Genomic DNA, 17,547 nt, shown 5'->3' with positions numbered 1-17,547 from the left:
AGTATAGCCAATGAACGTATTGCGAATCGCAGGGAAAGAATTGAAGATTCTCCGGGATATTAAAATGCTGCTGTTCATGCTGGCGACGCCCGTCTTGCTCATGCTTATTTTGGGGACGGCGCTGTCTGGCAGTTTTCAAGCAACCGTGAAGGTGGAACCGATACGCGTTGTTTATAGCTTTGATGGAGCAAGTGGTGAGGTACAACAGGAGTGGGAGGCTTTGCTGCAGGATGGAGCAGCTTCCGGCATCGTCTTCGAGAAGACAGCGGATGGCGGGGAAGCAGACGTTAAAGACGATGTGCAAAACGGACTCTATACCGGTTATGCGCGGATCTCTGAGGACGGCATCAGCTATTACGGCAACAGCGGCAGGGCCATGGAGAACGGCATCGTCCAAGGATTATTGACTCCGCTAACAGACCGTTACAAACTGTCGGTCGCCGAGAGCGGTATTCCTAGCTCAGACGGCAATTATGTAGCGGAGACGCCGATCAATACGGGGCTGCAGCCGAGTGGCCTGGACTATTTTGCGGTAGCCGTCACCACCATGATTATCCTGTACAGCGCCTTAACTGCGGGGCAGCTTATCGAGACGGAGCGAAGCGGGCATACCGATATCCGCCTGCTGGCGTCCCCTGTGACGAAGGGAGAAATTTTCGCTGGTAAAATTGCCGGAACGTTTGTGCTGAATGCGATTTTCGTCGTCATTGTCGTCCTGCTTAGCAAATATATGTTTGGCGCCAACTGGGGCGGCCATCTGTGGCTTGTTTTCTTGATCCTATTCAGCGAGATTGTGTTGGCGCTTAGCCTTGGACTCGCCTTTGGTTACTTACTGAAGGGAAATGTGGCCGGCAGCGTCTTGATGATGATTATTCAAGTAGCGGCTTTCGTAGGCGGGGCATATACCCCGGTTGAAAATACGTCTGGACTCATGTACGCTCTCGCCGCGTATTCGCCGCTGCACTGGTCCAATGAGGCTATACTGCAAGTCATTTATGCGGGTGAGCTTGAGGCTTCGCTTCCAGCTATGCTGCTAAATATAGGCTGCTCGGTCCTATTGCTTGCACTGGCTATCGTGTTGATGAGAAAAAGGGAGGGTCTGTAATGAAAGAGACGACATGGCTCGTTCGCCGCATGGCGCTAAGCACGGTCAAAAACTACAAAGTCATGCTGTTATATTTATGTCTGCCGATCTTCGGCATCCTGTTATCCTCATCGATCTATGGCAGTTCCGATCAAAAGCCGTTAACACTCGGGGTAGTCAATCTCGATAACGGTCAGGCGGCGTCCGCGGATCTGGTTGCCTATATGAGCGAGCTCGATCAGGTAGAAGTGGTGGACATTCAGGCAGATGAGGCAGAAGACCTGCTGCGGAACGGAGATATCGATACGGCATTGACGCTGCCGGATGGCTTCGCGGTCAGTTTGCCGACAGGCGAACCGGCGAACGTCTCGCTGGCTTCCGTCAAGGGTTCGCAGGTTGCCCCTTACATCAAGTCGTATGTGAATGCCTACATCGGAAATCTGGCATCAATCGGGCTGGCATCGGGTGGCGATCAATCGAAATTTGATGAGTTGTATAAAAGCTTTGTTCAAGCGAATTTTGAACTCTCCGTCGAGAAAGTAGAGGATCGCTCCTTGGAGCATCGCAAGTCTTCGCAAACGGTAGGTTATTTAATCATGCTAATGCTGTTCTCGGCAGTCAATCTGTCGGCGATGATTCTGAAGGAGAAGGAGAACCGGACGTTGTTCCGACTGTTCGCTGCTCCGATCACGGGCCGATCTTATGTAGGGGCCAATGTCATTGTGAACGTCATTGTCTTGCTGATCCAGATCCTTGTGACGCTGACGGTGATGACCCGGCTATTCCATATGGAGTCCGGCATCCCGATTGTGCAGCTCTACCTGCTGCTGGGACTGTTCGCTATAGTAGCAGTAGGATTGTCTTTGACCATTGTGGCCTTCTCCACAAGCTCGATGGCGGCGAGCGGTATTCAGACGATGGTGATTATACCGACTAGCCTGCTTGCCGGCTGCTTATTCCCGCTCGCAACCATGCCTTCATTCATGCAGCAGATCGCCCAGTTCTTGCCCCAATACTGGCTGTTAGATACGGTCAGCAAGCTTCAGCAGGGTGAAACGGTATCCGGCGTAGTACTGAATCTCGCTATTCTAGCTGCCTTCGCGCTCGTCCTGTGTCTAACCGCCGCATACAAGTTCGGAAGGAACAAGGAGCTGCATTCGTTTATTTAAGCTGACCATGCCGCCGAATGATGTGATCTGCCGTTCGAATGGCGAGTGCAACCGTTGTTAAAGTCTGGTTTTCGGCTCCGATATAAGGCAAAGCGCTGTTATCGGCCACATAGAGGCCGGAAGCGCCGCGAATTTGCCCGTAGGGGTCAGCAACCGAAGTAGAAGGGTCATCTCCGATCCGGCATGTGCCTGAATCATGATGCAAATCTCCAAGAGGGGTCAGGCAGATGGGCGGCCTGCCATTTTGGGAAACCAGACGTACACCTGTATCCCTGGCAATGCTCCTGATCCCAGCCGTCATTTGGCGAACGACGTCCCAATCGGATTCGCTCAAGGAGAAATGCACCTGAATTTCAGGGATGCCGTACTCGTCTATTTTGTAAGGATTCAAGGTGATCCGATTCTCGTATCTAGGTTCGACTTTGCCGTAACCATAGAAGTTGACCGTCGTTTCGCCGGTTAACGGTCTTTCTAACGATACAGGATACCAATAGAAAGCTTCCGGGCCGGTCATTAGCACGGAGTACGGAGATTCCGGTTTTTGCGGTATCATGATGTTCAGGGGTCCCCAAGGGAGTGGAAAATCGGCCGTGCTTATACTTCCCGTCGCTTGCACGAAGGATTGATTCGTCAGATAATGTCCCAGCGCCGGTTGCCCAAATCCCGAATATAGCAACAAGCGCGGCGTTTCAAAGGTACTCGCGGACAACACAACGGTTTTGGCTTTCAGGGTATAAGCGGTTTTATCGGGGGAAACGACCTTGACACCGTTGACATTTCCGTCTTCATGGAGAATTTGTACGGCGCGTGCGTTGATGGCCAAATCAAAGGGTCTGTGATGCAGCGCTCTGGCAAGCAGGGATATCGAACTGGTGAACGTATCGGTATGCAACTGTCCGAACGATTGAGGTACGATATCGGCAGCGACCGGAAGGGGCGCTGCTTTGGAATAACCGCGCATCCACAACCGTTCCAGCAAAATTTCCGTGAACGAAGAGCCTTCGGCAAAAGCTTTGGTCACATTCATAACCTGTTCCGCCACGCCATAATAGCTTTCCATTTCAGAAACCGGCACGGGCCATCTAGCTAAATCCCACTCGCTCAATCGAGGTGAAAAGGCATACCAAAATAACGTCCTGCCTCCTAATGCAAATAGCTGCCTGGCACCCGGATATTCGGGAATAGAACCCGGCAAGGGCTTGGATAAGTAATTAAAATAAGCCACGAGGCGCTCCTGATTCATCGTGGCTAGATTACGTGCATGCGTCGGAATAACCTGATCTCCCCGATCAATGATCCCAATCCGTTTCCCTTCCTTTTTCCATTGCTCGCACAATCTCCAAAGGACAGCTCCTCCGCCGGCTCCGGTGCCGATAATCAGAACATCATATTCCTGCTCGGCCATCTGTTCAAGCGGTGTGAGAGGAATCCAATTGCTAAGAGTCGGGCCCGGTACGACCGGGCAAGTCGGAAGTCCGCTTTCTGACTCGGCCCTCGATTGGTCTTCGCTACTCAATTCGGCTATGGAAGGAAGATATATCGGTCTGCCGGTAATGTCCTGATCGGGGTGCTCGACATCCGGATTGAGTAAAATAAGGTCCTCAACGGGCACTTGGATTACTACTGCGATGGATTTAAGCGTTTCATTCCTGTTAGCAACCCATATTTTCAATACAACCACTCCAGTCACATTTACATTCATATGATTACATCAATGCTGGAAGTGGATATTTTATGCTACCCAGATCAGGGATATGTCACTAGTTTGACTGGTTCCGAAATGCAGCGATGGCCGTTATCAATAGAAGAGGGGCGACATACGCGAATGAAACCCATAATGGATGTACGATCGAAACGATCTCAACCCACTGCATATCGGATTTAAAGCCGACTAGCGTATTCAGAAAAGCGATTAGCGTGATCGGCATTACGATCGTTCTATAATCCTTCAGCTTAAACAGATGGGTCACATACAGGCACAGGACGTACAGCGTAATTGTCGTTTTCATATAGGAGCCGCTTATTAGCGACATGCCGATAACGGACTCGATTCTTGTTATGATTTCCTGAACATCGACTGTACGGGCAAGCTCGAATAACGAATACTTCTTAATCCCGGCAAGCGGTCCGAATAGCATGAGTGTGCAAGCAGTGGAGATGCATAGGGTGAATATATTCAAAGAGAGCGATAGGAACATATTGCGATTCAGCTCGCCTTTTGCTTGTGATTGTTTATTAACGAAATGAAGGAGCATCGCGAACAGAAAGACTTCGGCGTAAGGAAAGCCGAACGAGAAGAAAGCGCCGTTCAGAACCGGCTTTATTCCTTGAGGCATGACCGGAAAAAGAAATCCGGGATTATAGTTTTCCATGGCCAACAGCAGAACGGCGGAGACAAATAATACAACCAGGATCATTATAATCGTAAACATCCTGGCCATGACCTCAAGCCCCGCGCGAACGGTCAAAGCAGAAACCAAGTAGACTAATAAGGTGAAAGCGTAGGTCGGCGTTTCCCTGAGCATAGAGCTTTTCATGAACAGGCCTATATCCAGGACGATCGCCGTAAGCATATGCAGCATGAAAGAAAGGGGAAGCACGGAAATGATGATGGTCGGCCATAGCCCGATCAGTTTGCGGCTGTATTCCACGAAGCTCAGATTGGGAAAACGCGCGTGCAGATAGAGCATGCAGCCCAGCAGTAACATGCCTATGGCCCCGGAGATAAGAAGGGACAGCAAAGCGCCGTTCTGCGCTTTACCGATTAGCGGGGCAGGAATGTTTATGATCGAGGATCCGGTCATAAAGGTGAAGAATAGAACGCCCATTTGCTTGGCGCTAATCGTTTCAAGTTTGTCCATTCGCAATACCTCCGCTGCTGAAATTCATTCTTTGGGCACAGTTAGCATTTTATCGATCAACTTGGCTAAGTCTGTGAATATGAGATCGATCAACTCGTAAAGCCCGGGGAAGTCGAATGGCCATTCCAGGGCATAGTCGATAGCGAAATACAGCGAGGCGAGCATGAGAATAATATAAACGGCCTTTTCCGCCTTGTTCGTCACGCTTTTCAAATGAGACCTGTCGTAAAGGGAAACAGAGCCGTATGCAAGCAGCAGTACAATGATACGTTCTACCACATGTTTCCCTCCTGAAACTCTCTATTTGTTTTCTCCCGATACAGCCGGTTGTCCGATCGTTGTGCCGGTCGTTAAAAGCTTTAATTTAACTTGGATATCAAAGGGGATTTCGGCGAATTGGCTATCCCAGTTCTCCTTCATTTTGTTCCACTGCTTGGGATGCCATCTAGCAATTAAATTACCGATATCAGTAATATCCGTTTTATTCGCTTGAAGGACACGGATGGTCGAGAGCATTTGTTTCTTTATCTGTTCTTCCACTTTGCGGATGAACGTTTCTTCATCCTTTCTTGTTTTGATCTCCGTACATTTTAATTCTCCAATTGCCCCTTCCACGAAGGATTTAACGAGTACGTGCACCTTGTCCCCGGCCAGCTGGGGCTTCATCCTAGTTCTCAAGCCAAGCACTTCGAACGATTCCGTCTCCAGCGCTTTCCCCGGGCAAGGGATTTCGATAATTCCGGATCTAAACTCGTTACGCAGCATGACAAGCCCCTCTACTTTTTTGGAAGGCAGGATGCCTACCATCTTGCCTTTCTTAAGGAGGGCAAGACCGGCCGCATTTAATTCATTCTTATCTCCTTTGTTCTTATACACATAGGTGATTGCCGCATCGCTATCGGGGGCGTTCATCTGCAGCGCAAATTTGAGCAGGGTGGTATCGAGCGATTTGGCGGCATTTTTGTAGGCAACTTGTTTGGTTAACAAGAGCTGCTGGCCTATCGTCTGCTCGATAGCCGGCTTTACTTCCAATATTTTAGCCGCTTGTCCTTTGGCAATCATAATGGATATCGTGTGCCTCGGCTCATGATCGCGGTAAAAAAAATCGATCAGCTTGCCAACATCCGTCGACTTTGCCAGCTTCTCTCCGATCAAAATAATGCGCATATGGCTCCAGCTGGCCTTTCTTCCCAGATGAATGGGGATATCGCGGATCGCTTCGAATACAGAATCGTCCTCTGTCTTAATTAGCAGGTTCGCGGTTTCGTTCGCTGAGCCGGTACCGCCGCCGCCGCCTTTTTTTCCAGCGACCGGACGATACATTTGCGTAGTCAATTTGAGCTGTTTGTTTTTTCCTTGGTCAATCGCAATGGCCATCACAAACCCGGATTGATCCAGCTCTCTTTTGTTCCAGCAACCGGGAAGGATGATCAGATAGGCACATAATATCGTAAATACGAAGCTTTTTTTCGCCACATAAGAATTTATAAATTTCCGAGGTTTTCTCATCATCATAAGCTCATTCTTTCTTGGTTCGTAATGGTTGCAAGTTCTACTATCCTTTAGGTATATGCTTGCGGGGGTTTTGAAGCAACGTTTTCAAAGGAGCCCTTATGATGACATCACGCAACTCACTGATCCGAAACGGAGCGACAGGGGTCAAATAAGGTTGTCCAAGTGAGCGAAGTTTGCAAAGATGAAGCAAAATGAGCAGAAAAGCGATCAAAATGCCGAATCCCCCCATTAGCGAAGCGGAAACCATGAGCGGAAATCTTAGTATCCTCAGCGCGATAGCAATGTTGTATTGAGGAATCGTAAAGGATGCGATACCTGTCAATGCTACGATAATAACCATAATCGGCGATGCGATGCCGGCACTGATCGCCGCATCGCCGACGACGAGCGCTCCGACGATGCTGACGGTAGATCCGATAGGCTTTGGCAGCCGCAAGCCAGCTTCCCGCAGCAGTTCAAAGAAAAACTCCATAATTAGAGCTTCAAAGAAAGCGGGCAGCGGTATGCCTTCCCTCGTATCGATGACCGCAAGCAGCAATACGGTCGGGATCAGTTCGGGATGGAAAGTCGATAAGGCAATATAGACGCTGGGCAGCGTCAATGCCAATACAAAAGCGATCATTCGCAGGAAACGGATCATGGTTGAGTAAACGGTTCTTTGATAGTAATCCTCGCTGGATTGGAAAAACTCCGTAAACAACCCCGGGCATAACAGAATGCTTCCCGTACCCTGTACAAGAACCGCAATCTTCCCGTCCAGCAGGGCGGCAACCGCAGTGTCCGGGCGTTCCGTATACCGATGCTGAGGAAAAGGCGACCAAGTTGATTCTTCGATCATTTGTTCGATATAGGAGGTCTCCAATATTTCCACCTGGCTGATATGGCTGATTCTATTTTCGAATTCTTTCAGCATCTCGGGGTCTGCGGCGCCTTCTACATAGCCGTAAATGACACGCGTTCTGGTTTCACCGCCCCCGGATAATGATACCGTTTTGAATTTTGGCGTATTCAGGCGCACGCGAAGAAGCCCGATATTTTTTTGCAGGTTTTCAACGGTGCTTTCCCGAGGTCCCAGGACAACCGATTCGTTGACAGGCTCTGTAATCGGCCGCGATTCCATGGTTAGCGATTGATAGATCAACGCCTTATTCCATTGATTGAAAAAAATGACGATATTGCCTGCCGTAATTTGATCCACCGCTTGATTCAAATCTTCCAGCACATCGGCTTTCTTCTCAGAAACCCCGTCATGCTCGAAGAAGGATATTACATCCTCCGGAGTAACCGTCGTACCTGGACCGACCTCGTGAGCGACGAGGTCCTGCAGGGAAGACTTCATGTAATTGATAATTTCGCCCTGCATTAGCGTTTCATAGTAGACGGAGCAAGCCGTATGCTGCAGTTCGGGGCCGTAACTCCAGTGCCGGAATACGATGTCTGCGTTTTTGGCAAAGATCTCTTCAAGCTGGCTGAGATTATCCTCCAGTTGATCGGATATCGGCCGTTTTGGTTGGCCGCCCGACTGGTCTCCGCTTAAATTCGGCTGGGCTGCTGCTTGGGTTGATTTGCTGCTTGGAGTCGTACCGCTTAAAGTATCCGGACACATGGAATGTCACCCCCAGTCTGGTTCGATTTGGCATTATTATGCGGCGTTTTATCCATAGTTATGCAATTTTTTCTAATTGCACGAGATGTAGTGTCTTTAGTCCGGTTGGCCATACACGATATAATCCGCTGTCCGGATCGCCAAGGCTGCAGTTGATAATGTAGGATTCGAGGCGCCGGTCGAAGGGAGCACGCTGTTATCGGCAACGAAGAGGCCTTCTACGCCATGAATTTGTCCATATCGGTTCGTTGCCGATGTAAGCGGATTATCGCCCATCCGGCATGTGCCGAAGTCGTGGTTGTCCGCCCCTGGCGGCATCAAGCAAATGGCCGGTACACCGTCCATCAATTCCAAGTTTAATTGCATCGCCTTGGAGGCCTGTTGAATAAAAGTATACATTTCTTGAATAATGGCTTCGTCTTTCTCGCTGAAGGAGAAGTCGATCTGCAATTCCGGCATTCCATAGGCATCGACCCTGCTTGGATCAACATACACCCTATTCTCGTAACGAGATTCCACATAGCCGGACGCGCCGTAAAAGCTGATTTTCCACTCGTCCTTAATCGGTTTTTTATCGTAGCTGTAGTTGAAAAACTTTTCCGGCCCTTGAAGCTGCAGCCGATAAGGACGATTCTCAAGCTCCGGAACGACAATCCCGAGAGCGCCCAGCGGCTCTGGAAAGCCTGCGGTGTTTACGCTTGCCGTGGCGATCAAGTAGGAATGGTTCGTCAGATAACGGCCGACGGCATTTCCGGGAATGCCGGAGTTAAGCAGTATTCGCGGGGTTTGCAGGGCGCTGGCCGACAGGATTACATTTTTCGCTCGGATGATAAAAGATTGCTTATCGGGGGTCATAACCCGAACTCCCGCAGCCTTCCCGCCTTCCGTAACAACCTGCGCGGCATAGGTATTGACGGCAAGGTCGAAGGGACGCCGGCTTAACGCTCTCGCGAGCAGAGAAATCGTACTGAAGAAGACGTTGGAATTCAGCCTCCCGTAACGGGTTTGATCCATATCGGTCGCTACGGGAATATCGTCCGCATTGTAGTAACCGTTTTCCCGAAGCCGTTCGAGGAGAACGCGTGTAATGGACGAATCTTTCGTATAGGCAGCAGTTACGTTCATAACCTCTTCGGCGATATTATAATAAAGCTCCATCTCTTCATTAGAGACAGGCCAGCCTCTCCGAGCGAATTCCGGAATGCGGGGTGAGACCGCCCCCCATAATAACGTTCGTCCGCCCAAAGCATAGACGAGTTTCATACCGGGATACTCCGGAAGCCTTTTTCCGATCATATCGGTTATTTCCGGAGGCGCGTACAATCTGAAGCTGTCCCCGTCAATAGTTGCAATATTTGCGGCGTGGGTAGGCAGAAATGCAGGACCTTTCTCAACGATTCCAATCCGTTTGCCGTTATTCCCCCATTGCTCGCATAGACGCCAAAGCGCTGCTCCACCCCCCGCGCCCGAGCCTATGATCAGCACATCGTATTCGGTATTGGCCATCTGCTCGGCAGTGGTTGTAGGTATCCAAGTATGAAGGAAATCGGATTGCGGTACTGGAGGACAAAAAGGAGCAACGAGCCTTGAGCCCCTTGCCGGGGTGAATAACGTGTCTATATTCACGCTCATGCCCGCGATATCCATATAAGGATTTGCGATGTTGGGATTGACGGACATCAATAGATCCAGTTCAATCTGAAATCGATTGGAGATTTTTAGAAGCGTATCTCCCGAACCTGCAACGTAAAGTTTCAATGGTATCCCTTCCTTTCTTTTATAAAATATATGCTTTGGATTTGTGCAAATAACGCGATTGTTTATGGCGGGCGAGACATATACATCGAGAAAGGAGGGGGGATCGGAATTGGCGAGAACGATCAGAGTGACGATATGGAACGAGTTTATTCAAGAAAGAACGGAAGCGAAGGTCGCGGCCATTTATCCGCATGGAATCCACTCGGCGATTGCTGCGGGAATCGGAAAAAATAGCGGTTTTGTGATCCATACCGCGACTTTCGGACAGCCTGACCACGGTTTGCCGCATGAAACGCTGCAAGCTACCGATGTTCTGATTTGGTGGGGGCATCTCGCTCACGAGCAAGTATCCGATGAGGTCGTCGAGCGCATTTATAATAGAGTGCTTTCCGGTATGGGACTTATCGTTCTTCATTCCGGTCATCGTTCGAAAATATTCAAGAAACTAATGGGAACGACATGCGATTTGAAGTGGAGATCGGATGCCGAACGGGAGCGGTTATGGGTGGTTGATCCTTCCCATCCGATTACGGAGGGGCTGGGCGAATACTTCGAGCTGCCGATCGAGGAAATGTACGGCGAATTTTTTGATATCCCCGCGCCCGAAGAGCTGGTATTTATAAGCTGGTTCCAGGGCGGGGAAGTATTCCGCAGCGGATGCGCCTATTCAAGAGGACTCGGTAAAATCTTTTATTTTCGACCGGGAGACCAAGAATATCCCACTTACTATAACAAGAATGTATTGCGGGTTATAGCCAATGCGGTGCGATGGGCTGCGAGTCCTCACGGGGCGGAGCCGGTGTACGGCAATACGGCGCCGCTCGAGCCGATCATCCGGGATGAAGCGGGCGGAAGCTGGCCTAATACAGCGCCGCGCGGCGGCATTACCAAGCGGTATGTCGGTCAAACCCCCGAAGGACAAGACGTTTATCAATACGTCTTGACCAACAAGAACGGCATGCAGGCGGCCATTATGACGTATGGAGGGATAATGACAAGCCTTGCGGTGCCGGATCGAAACGGCAAGCTGGAGAACGTCCTTCTCGGTTATTCGTCATTGGAGGACTATTGGAGAATCGGCAATCCTAACTATTTCGGAGCGTTAATCGGGCGCTATGCGAATCGGATCGCGGATGGACGGTTCACGCTGGAAGGCGTCCGCTATCAGTTGTCCGTTAACGACAATCCCAATACGCTGCACGGCGGCAGTAGAGGGTTCGATAAACGAATCTGGCATGCCGAGGAAGTATGGAGCAACGGCGGCGTCGGGCTTTCCCTGCGCTATCTAAGCAAAGACGGGGAGGAGGGTTTTCCTGGAAACGTAGAAGCAACCGTCGTCTACACGCTAACGGACGGCAATGAGCTCAGAATCGATTATGCCGCAACGACCGACCAAGTAACGGTTGTGAACCTTACTCAGCATAACTACTATAATTTGTCGGGCGCAGGGAAAGGGAATATTCTCGGTCATATCGTCAAACTCCACTCTGATCGATTCACTCCGGTAAAGCAAGGACTCATCCCTACGGGAGGGGTGCAAAGCGTCGCCGGAACGCCGCTCGACTTTCGAGTGCCGACGCCGGTTGGATCTCGAATTCATTCGAGTGATCCGCAAATGCAGCTGGCGGGGGGGTACGATTTCAATTACATCATTAATCATGACGCGCAATCGGGGGGCTTCGCTGCCAGCGTCTATGATCCGATTTCCGGCCGTTTGATGGAGGTGTATACGACACAGCCAGCCATTCAATTTTACACGGGTAACCGGCTGGGCGGCAGCGATATAGGAGGGAATGGCCCCGCTTATGAGCAATATGCCGGATTGGCCTTGGAGACGCAGCATTATCCCGACTCGCCGAATCAGCCTCAGTTTCCTTCCACCGTGCTGGTCCCGGGTCAATTATACAGGCATGCGACCATTTACAAATTTAGAGGAGAGTATTCCTGAACGGAAAACAATTGATGCAGTCTTATATATAAGAAGCAAGGATCCGTCAAAAGGCGATTCTTTGCTTTTTTTGTTTCCCTTTTCGTAACATAGCATGGTACTCTAACAAATGTCGGGATAAAATATCATTATTTTACAAGTTGAATCAAAGGGGGATCTATCGATTATGCTAGGGAAATGTATAGGCGTCGGCTCCAGTTGCGAGGTGTATGAATGGGACGGCGAAGAGAAGGCCGTTAAGCTGTTTCATACCAATACGTCTCGTGAAGAAGTTGAGCTCGAATATCGGAATAGCGCTGCAGCATGGGGGAACGGGCTTCCTGCCGCTCGTCCATTCGAGCAGCTCGAATGGGATAATCGATACGGTATCGTATTCGAGAAAGTTGTCGGGCCAACGTTCGTGAATCGTTTCTTCGAACAGTTGTATGCCTTCCAAGCCATGGATTACGAGTATGCGGACAGCGATCTAAGGAAGTTCGCAAGGGTGCTGCATGACATTCACAGCGGAGACGTCAGCGGCATCGCTACTGAGCAGAAGGGGCACTTAAAGGCAATCATCGGCAGACCCTCCTTGCTAACGGATGAAGAATTAGTCGCTCTACATAACTATATCGATCAATTGCCCGATAAAAGACGGCTATGTCATGGCGATACAAACGTCAATAATTTCATATTGCGGGATACCGCGCCGGTTATGATCGATTGGATGCATGCCGCGATCGGCAATCCGGCTGCAGACGTCGCAGAGGTGTGCGTGACGATTCTGTATGCGGTGCTGCCGCCGGAAACGCCTCCGGACGTGAACGCGTTCTTCGAGACTTCGAGGGAGACGGCCTGTCGAATATTCGTAGATGAATATTGCAATCTGTCTGGCATATCAGCTGCGGAAATACGGCCTTGGCATGTTCCCGTAGCCGCTCGTCAACTCTCATCGGGCGCGCTATCGGATGAGCAAGAGAGGAAGCTTGTCGCATTGATTAGAACGGAGTTGGGTTTATAATGGTGTACTTGTTATTTGACTGGATTTCATACAATCATATGAAATACAGACAAAAGTAACGGCAGCAAGTTACGCCGAACGGGGGAGAAACGGGAGGTAAATTGAAAATAGAGCGCAGCGATTAAGCTGTCGCTCTGTTTTTCATTTTAAGGAAAATGCTTACGCTCGATGATGAACCTTCTCTATGCACGCTTTGATCGCATCAACAACGAGCGTTGGCTCTGAGAATTGAGGGAAGTGGCCGCTTTTGTCCGCCGGAATATGTATGCTGGTAGGAGACAGTGCCAGCAGCTCCAATTGATTGTCCAACCTTTGCTTACGAAGGGCCTCGGGCATCATGGGATTGCCTTTGCCGCCAGTTATAACATACACCGGAACGGCATGAAAGTGGTCGATTGCATGAATTTGTTCGACCGTTTGTGTAACATAATGTACTTCATCATATTTCTTATGGGGAGACAGGAAGTCGAACATCGAGAGCAGCTTGTTCATGGTTTTGACAGTCGTACTTTGGTGCTGATTGAGGCTTATGTCTCCAGGAGTGCTGGATTCGAGAAAGACGACGCCGGCCGTCTCGTCGGGATATAGCCGGGCATACAAGTTGGCATACAGTCCCCCTAATGAATGACCAACGAGCAAGTAAGGGGGCTCAAAGCCTACGAGCTGCAGAGCTTCGCGCAAGTGTTCGACTATCGTTCTTCCATCTTGAGGTTGCTGCGGTTTATCGCTGCCGGCGACACCTAATCGATTATAAGCAAATACAGTGGAGGACTCCGAAATACCCGGAAGTACTTTCATCCAACCTTCAATCGGGCCAGAGCCGCCATTAATGAGAACAATATTAGGTTTGCCGCTGCCGCTAATCTGATATTGCAGTTTCCCTTTTGAAGTATGGATCTCCGATTTCTTTACTACCAATGCCTGCACCTCACCTTGTTAGAACTGCTTCCATCAGTGATACGTTCTAATCGCGAGGTGGAAACATATTTATCCAAACTACGTTTATCGGTGAGATGCCAAGGCTTCTGTGAAAAAGGAAGCTGATCCTCTATATTTTTGCCAAATAGACGTCCAGTTGGTCGAATGTGCTGCCGAAGCCCTGCTCCATCGATCCGAACATGCCTTTATAGAAGGCATGCTCTGCTGGAGCCGCGTTCTGAGGTCCACCTTGAACGGTAAGGGTTGTTCTTCCATCCTGTTCTTCGAAATTGACGATATACAATATTTCAAGCGGAAACTCCGAGCTGAATGGAGGACGTATGGTGTTGCCCTCTGCATCTGCGAAGGTGCTGATGTAGACGAGTTTGTGCGGCGCATCGATCTCTTGATAGATGAACTTGGCCCACATTTGATCGCCTTCGGGAGAGGTCATGCTAAAGTGGAATATGCCGCCCGGGCGCAGATCAAACGTCTTTACTTCAAGCTTCATGCCGATTGGCCCCCACCAATGCTTCAAATGCTCCGATTCCGTCCATACTTTAAATACTAATTCGCGAGGCGCGTTAACCGTGCGGGAGATGACGAGTTTTCCATCTTCCGTGTTTGATTGATTGACGTTTGCTGCTTGGCCTTCAGTCATTTTCATTCCTCCAGATGTAAGGCTGAGATTTTCATGGACATAATATACCTTATAAAGAATATTCCTGTCAAGGAATATTGAAATGAAATAAAAGCTTGCTCAGAAGACCATATGTCGTCCGAGCAAGCAGAAAGGTGCTATGGCATGTTTTATTTGTTGTTATTTTCAAAAGCGCGAACAACATCGTCAATGGCATTCATATCCGCAAGAGGGGACATGCCGAGGCTGAACCATTCCTTGCCGCCCATAAGGTAAACGTGGTTATTCTCGACCGCCGTCATCTTCTTCCACAGCGTGCTGCTGGTCATTTGATCGTATCTGCTTTTGACTTCTTCGCTGGTCTCATCGTCCATCTGAACAATGATATGATCCGGATTGTATTCCGGCAGCTTCTCTAAGGAGATCGAGAGACTAAGCTCGGTTTGCGGGAATTCTTTGACCGGAGTAAGGCCAAGCTGCTTATGGATAAAGCTGCCCCGATCGATATTTTCTCCGTAGATCACGATTTCCTTTGCCATGATCATCATATACATGACGGTTTCGTCGCCAACAAGGGAGTCGAGCTTAACCTTGGCGTCGGCTTGTTTGGTTTCCAAATCTTGAATGATCTTTTCGGCCTGATCTTTTTTGCCAAGAACGTCGCCGATATCTCTAAGTTCGTCTCTCCAATTATCGCGCTGCGGCAAAAGAACGGTTGGCGCGATCTTGGCAAGCTGATCATAGTCTTTGTCAGACCACCATTCCGGTGCAATAATTAAATCCGGCTCGGATGCAAGGATCGCCTCGAAATTAGGTGTCTGCGCGATACCCATCTTCAGCGTATCTTTGAACGGTTCCTTCAGATAGGAGGGGAAGTCCGGATGATAGTTTTGTACGGCAATGGGAGTTACGCCAAGGGCATACAGAAACTCCGGGTAAACGACAGAAAGTCCGATGACCTTCTGGGGATCTTCCGGAATCGTGATGTCTCCTTTGGAAGTGGAAATTACGCGCTCCTTAACTGTTGCAGTTGTGCCTTCTTTCGTTTCGCCGGCATTGCCGGCCGCATTGCCATTGTTACCATTTCCGGTATTGTTATTACCGCATGCTGCGCATATCGCAATTAACATGACGATAACTAATCTCCCAAACCAACGTCTATGGCGATTCATTCTACGTGACCCCCCGAGTAGTTAAAACTGATAATCATTATCATAATAAGGAGTATAGATGAATTTGCATGTTCGTCATATTGACGATAATGACATTATTTTATGTACGATTGCGCCAAAGCTTCAACGCTTCATCGAGCATAAGGTCATGGGTGAAGGCTGTATACTCGATCCAGGGACTGGAGGGGAGGATGTCGACGCTGCTGTTCCTAACCGCCTTCAACTCGCGCCATTTGACGCTGTTCATGAGGGTTCGCCAACTTGATTGGGAATGTGCGTCCTCGTCCACGATGAGCAATACGCGATCCGCATCAAAATCGGACAGTTGTTCCGGCGTAGTCTGCTGATCCGGATTGCTTCGATCGACGCCGTGAGCGGGAACGATTTGCAGATCGTCGTAAAAAACCGTGCCTAAGCATCTATTGCCTAGAACGCTAAAGCGGTTCCCCGTAATTCTAAGGATGAGAAGGCTATCCCCGTTGAATGCGTCCTTTAATTGCTCTTTGATAAAAAGCGCTTTGCGATCGTATGCATGAAGCCAAGCTTCCGCCACCGCCGATTTATCTAGAAACCGAGCGATTAAACGGAGATGCGTGCGCCAATCATTTTCCTCCCAAGGGACAAAAAAAGCAGGTGCGATTTCCGCAAGATTGGCCTGCTCATGGGCAGTCGCCTGCATATCGATGCCGATAATGAAATCGGGACGCAAAACCCGGATTTCTTCTCTCATTAACGCATCATCGGAGCTAAGCGGCAGCACGGATTCAAGCTGGTATTTCCGTTTGTAGTAATCCGTCCAGGGGTGATCGGACGGCGCTGCAGACGGAGTAACTTGAAGCGCAATCAGCTGTCCGATGTTGAAGGAATGGCAGGCGACGATTTTTTGCTTGCCGTTCTTCATGAACGTAGCGGGAGGCATGCCAGTTATCTGCTTGAACTTACGACGGAAATAAAGATCGTCTTGGTAGCCTACATGCCTTGCGATATCCCGCAAACGATTTTGACTGCCCGATCTCATAAGCTGCTGGGCCTGCTTTATCCGGAAGGCAGCTAAGTAATCGATCGCGCTGAAGCCGTACCTTTTTTTGAATAGACGCATGAAATGACGGGAACTGATTCCCGCCACCTTGGCCAAATGCTCAATCGTCAGATCTTGCCGATAATGCTGCTCGATGTATCCCTTTACGTATTCTAATGTCGCTTCCGAATCATTTTCTTGCACATGAAGAGCATCTCGCAGAATCGTGTGCAACAGTTCTTGAAATTGAATTTGACCGCGGAAGCGTTGCAATTGATCCTCGTCATACAAACACTGGCCTATCGTTTCGCACAGGGCGTTAACGGAAACGGGCGACGCGACGGATACTTCTCCGTTGACCGGAAACGTGTTGATCCGTTGTATGATTTGTTTCTCATTGGAGGACGATCCGACATCTCCGATCACATCGAACCGCAAGAGAAATAAACCTCGTTCATCCAACGAATGAGCTGCCGCTTCAATAAGCTGGCCAGGCGTACATAGGTATACGCAGCCCTGTCTGAGCTCATTGAATTGTCCATCGATCGTGAGCCAGCCTTGACCGCTCGCTGCAACAAGAATCAGGTGGGCCTCGATGAACTGCAGCCTCAACTTCCATTCAATCGATTGAGACTGAATATGTTCGATTTCTCGAAGTTTGAAGCACATGTGCTCCAGCGAAATATATTCTTTACGCTTAATGTTATGATCTATATCAAGCAAGAAAGCTCACCGCCCTTATGACTAGCTAAGGATCATTTTAGCTCACTATCATTTTCACCGCAATTTTTTGAACGGACTGAAAAAACAGATCCGGGAGAGCAGAAGGCGTTACTGCCTGCGCGGTTCCTGTGCGAC

General features: G+C 49.5%; 14 protein-coding genes and 1 pseudogene. 5 read left to right on the top strand and 10 right to left on the bottom strand.

Going from position 1 to position 17,547, the window contains the following annotated elements; translation table 11 throughout:
* Positions 1-10: 10 nt before the first annotated feature.
* Entirely contained in the window at positions 11-1,105 is a 1,095-nt protein-coding gene (locus V8F51_RS11760; protein ID WP_337100418.1) for an ABC transporter permease, read from the top strand.
* Complete coding sequence (locus V8F51_RS11755; protein ID WP_337100417.1) at positions 1,105-2,253, top strand: ABC transporter permease; 1,149 nt, start codon at positions 1,105-1,107, stop codon at positions 2,251-2,253. The genes V8F51_RS11760 and V8F51_RS11755 overlap by 1 nt, the downstream gene beginning before the upstream one ends.
* Here the strand turns inward: V8F51_RS11755 and V8F51_RS11750 are convergent.
* From V8F51_RS11750 to V8F51_RS11725, 6 genes are all read right to left on the bottom strand, one after another.
* Positions 2,246-3,955, bottom strand: a complete 1,710-nt coding sequence (locus tag V8F51_RS11750; RefSeq protein ID WP_337100416.1) for a GMC oxidoreductase — start codon at positions 3,953-3,955, stop codon at positions 2,246-2,248. The two genes, V8F51_RS11755 and V8F51_RS11750, sit on opposite strands and share 8 nt — an antisense overlap.
* A gap of 58 nt (positions 3,956-4,013) precedes the next feature.
* Positions 4,014-5,114: a GerAB/ArcD/ProY family transporter gene (locus V8F51_RS11745; protein ID WP_337100415.1), complete on the bottom strand. Its 1,101-nt coding sequence runs from the start codon at positions 5,112-5,114 to the stop codon at positions 4,014-4,016.
* Between the two features lie 24 nt (positions 5,115-5,138).
* The gene (locus tag V8F51_RS11740) at positions 5,139-5,393 is read right to left on the bottom strand and encodes a hypothetical protein (RefSeq protein WP_337100414.1); all 255 of its coding nucleotides are present in this window, start codon (positions 5,391-5,393) and stop codon (positions 5,139-5,141) included.
* 21 nt (positions 5,394-5,414) lie between these two features.
* Positions 5,415-6,623, bottom strand: a complete 1,209-nt coding sequence (locus V8F51_RS11735; RefSeq protein WP_337100413.1) for a Ger(x)C family spore germination protein — start codon at positions 6,621-6,623, stop codon at positions 5,415-5,417.
* A 46-nt stretch (positions 6,624-6,669) separates the two neighbouring features.
* Positions 6,670-8,235, bottom strand: coding sequence for a spore germination protein (locus tag V8F51_RS11730; protein ID WP_337100412.1), 1,566 nt, complete (start codon positions 8,233-8,235; stop codon positions 6,670-6,672).
* A gap of 96 nt (positions 8,236-8,331) precedes the next feature.
* Positions 8,332-9,993: a GMC oxidoreductase gene (locus tag V8F51_RS11725; RefSeq protein WP_337100411.1), complete on the bottom strand. Its 1,662-nt coding sequence runs from the start codon at positions 9,991-9,993 to the stop codon at positions 8,332-8,334.
* A 64-nt stretch (positions 9,994-10,057) separates the two neighbouring features.
* Here V8F51_RS11725 and V8F51_RS11720 point away from each other — a divergent pair.
* The 3 genes and pseudogenes from V8F51_RS11720 to V8F51_RS11710 all read left to right on the top strand — a co-directional run.
* Positions 10,058-10,825, top strand: a pseudogene (locus V8F51_RS11720) (ThuA domain-containing protein); the annotation flags it as partial.
* The gene (locus tag V8F51_RS11715) at positions 10,823-11,941 is read left to right on the top strand and encodes an aldose epimerase family protein (protein ID WP_337100539.1); all 1,119 of its coding nucleotides are present in this window, start codon (positions 10,823-10,825) and stop codon (positions 11,939-11,941) included. The pseudogene V8F51_RS11720 and the gene V8F51_RS11715, both read left to right, overlap by 3 nt.
* 166 nt (positions 11,942-12,107) lie before the next feature.
* Positions 12,108-12,941: a phosphotransferase family protein gene (locus tag V8F51_RS11710; protein ID WP_337100410.1), complete on the top strand. Its 834-nt coding sequence runs from the start codon at positions 12,108-12,110 to the stop codon at positions 12,939-12,941.
* Between the two features lie 159 nt (positions 12,942-13,100).
* Here V8F51_RS11710 and V8F51_RS11705 read toward each other — a convergent pair whose 3' ends face one another.
* From V8F51_RS11705 to V8F51_RS11690, 4 genes are all read right to left on the bottom strand, one after another.
* The gene (locus V8F51_RS11705; RefSeq protein ID WP_337100409.1) at positions 13,101-13,859 is read right to left on the bottom strand and encodes an alpha/beta fold hydrolase; all 759 of its coding nucleotides are present in this window, start codon (positions 13,857-13,859) and stop codon (positions 13,101-13,103) included.
* Positions 13,860-13,989: 130 nt separating this feature from the next.
* Positions 13,990-14,520 carry an SRPBCC family protein gene (locus tag V8F51_RS11700; protein WP_337100408.1) on the bottom strand — a complete coding sequence of 177 codons (531 nt, stop codon included), beginning with the start codon at positions 14,518-14,520 and terminating at the stop codon, positions 13,990-13,992.
* Positions 14,521-14,669: 149 nt separating this feature from the next.
* On the bottom strand, positions 14,670-15,671 hold the full coding sequence (locus V8F51_RS11695; protein WP_337100407.1) for an iron-siderophore ABC transporter substrate-binding protein: 1,002 nt from the start codon (positions 15,669-15,671) through the stop codon (positions 14,670-14,672).
* A 100-nt stretch (positions 15,672-15,771) separates the two neighbouring features.
* Entirely contained in the window at positions 15,772-17,412 is a 1,641-nt protein-coding gene (locus tag V8F51_RS11690; RefSeq protein WP_337100406.1) for a helix-turn-helix domain-containing protein, read from the bottom strand.
* Between the last annotated feature and the right edge of the window lie 135 nt (positions 17,413-17,547).

This window comes from Paenibacillus sp. YIM B09110, from assembly GCF_037167145.1.
Taxonomy (GTDB): Bacteria; Bacillota; Bacilli; order Paenibacillales; family Paenibacillaceae; genus Pristimantibacillus.
This window is presented reverse-complemented; position numbering and strand designations above follow the sequence as displayed.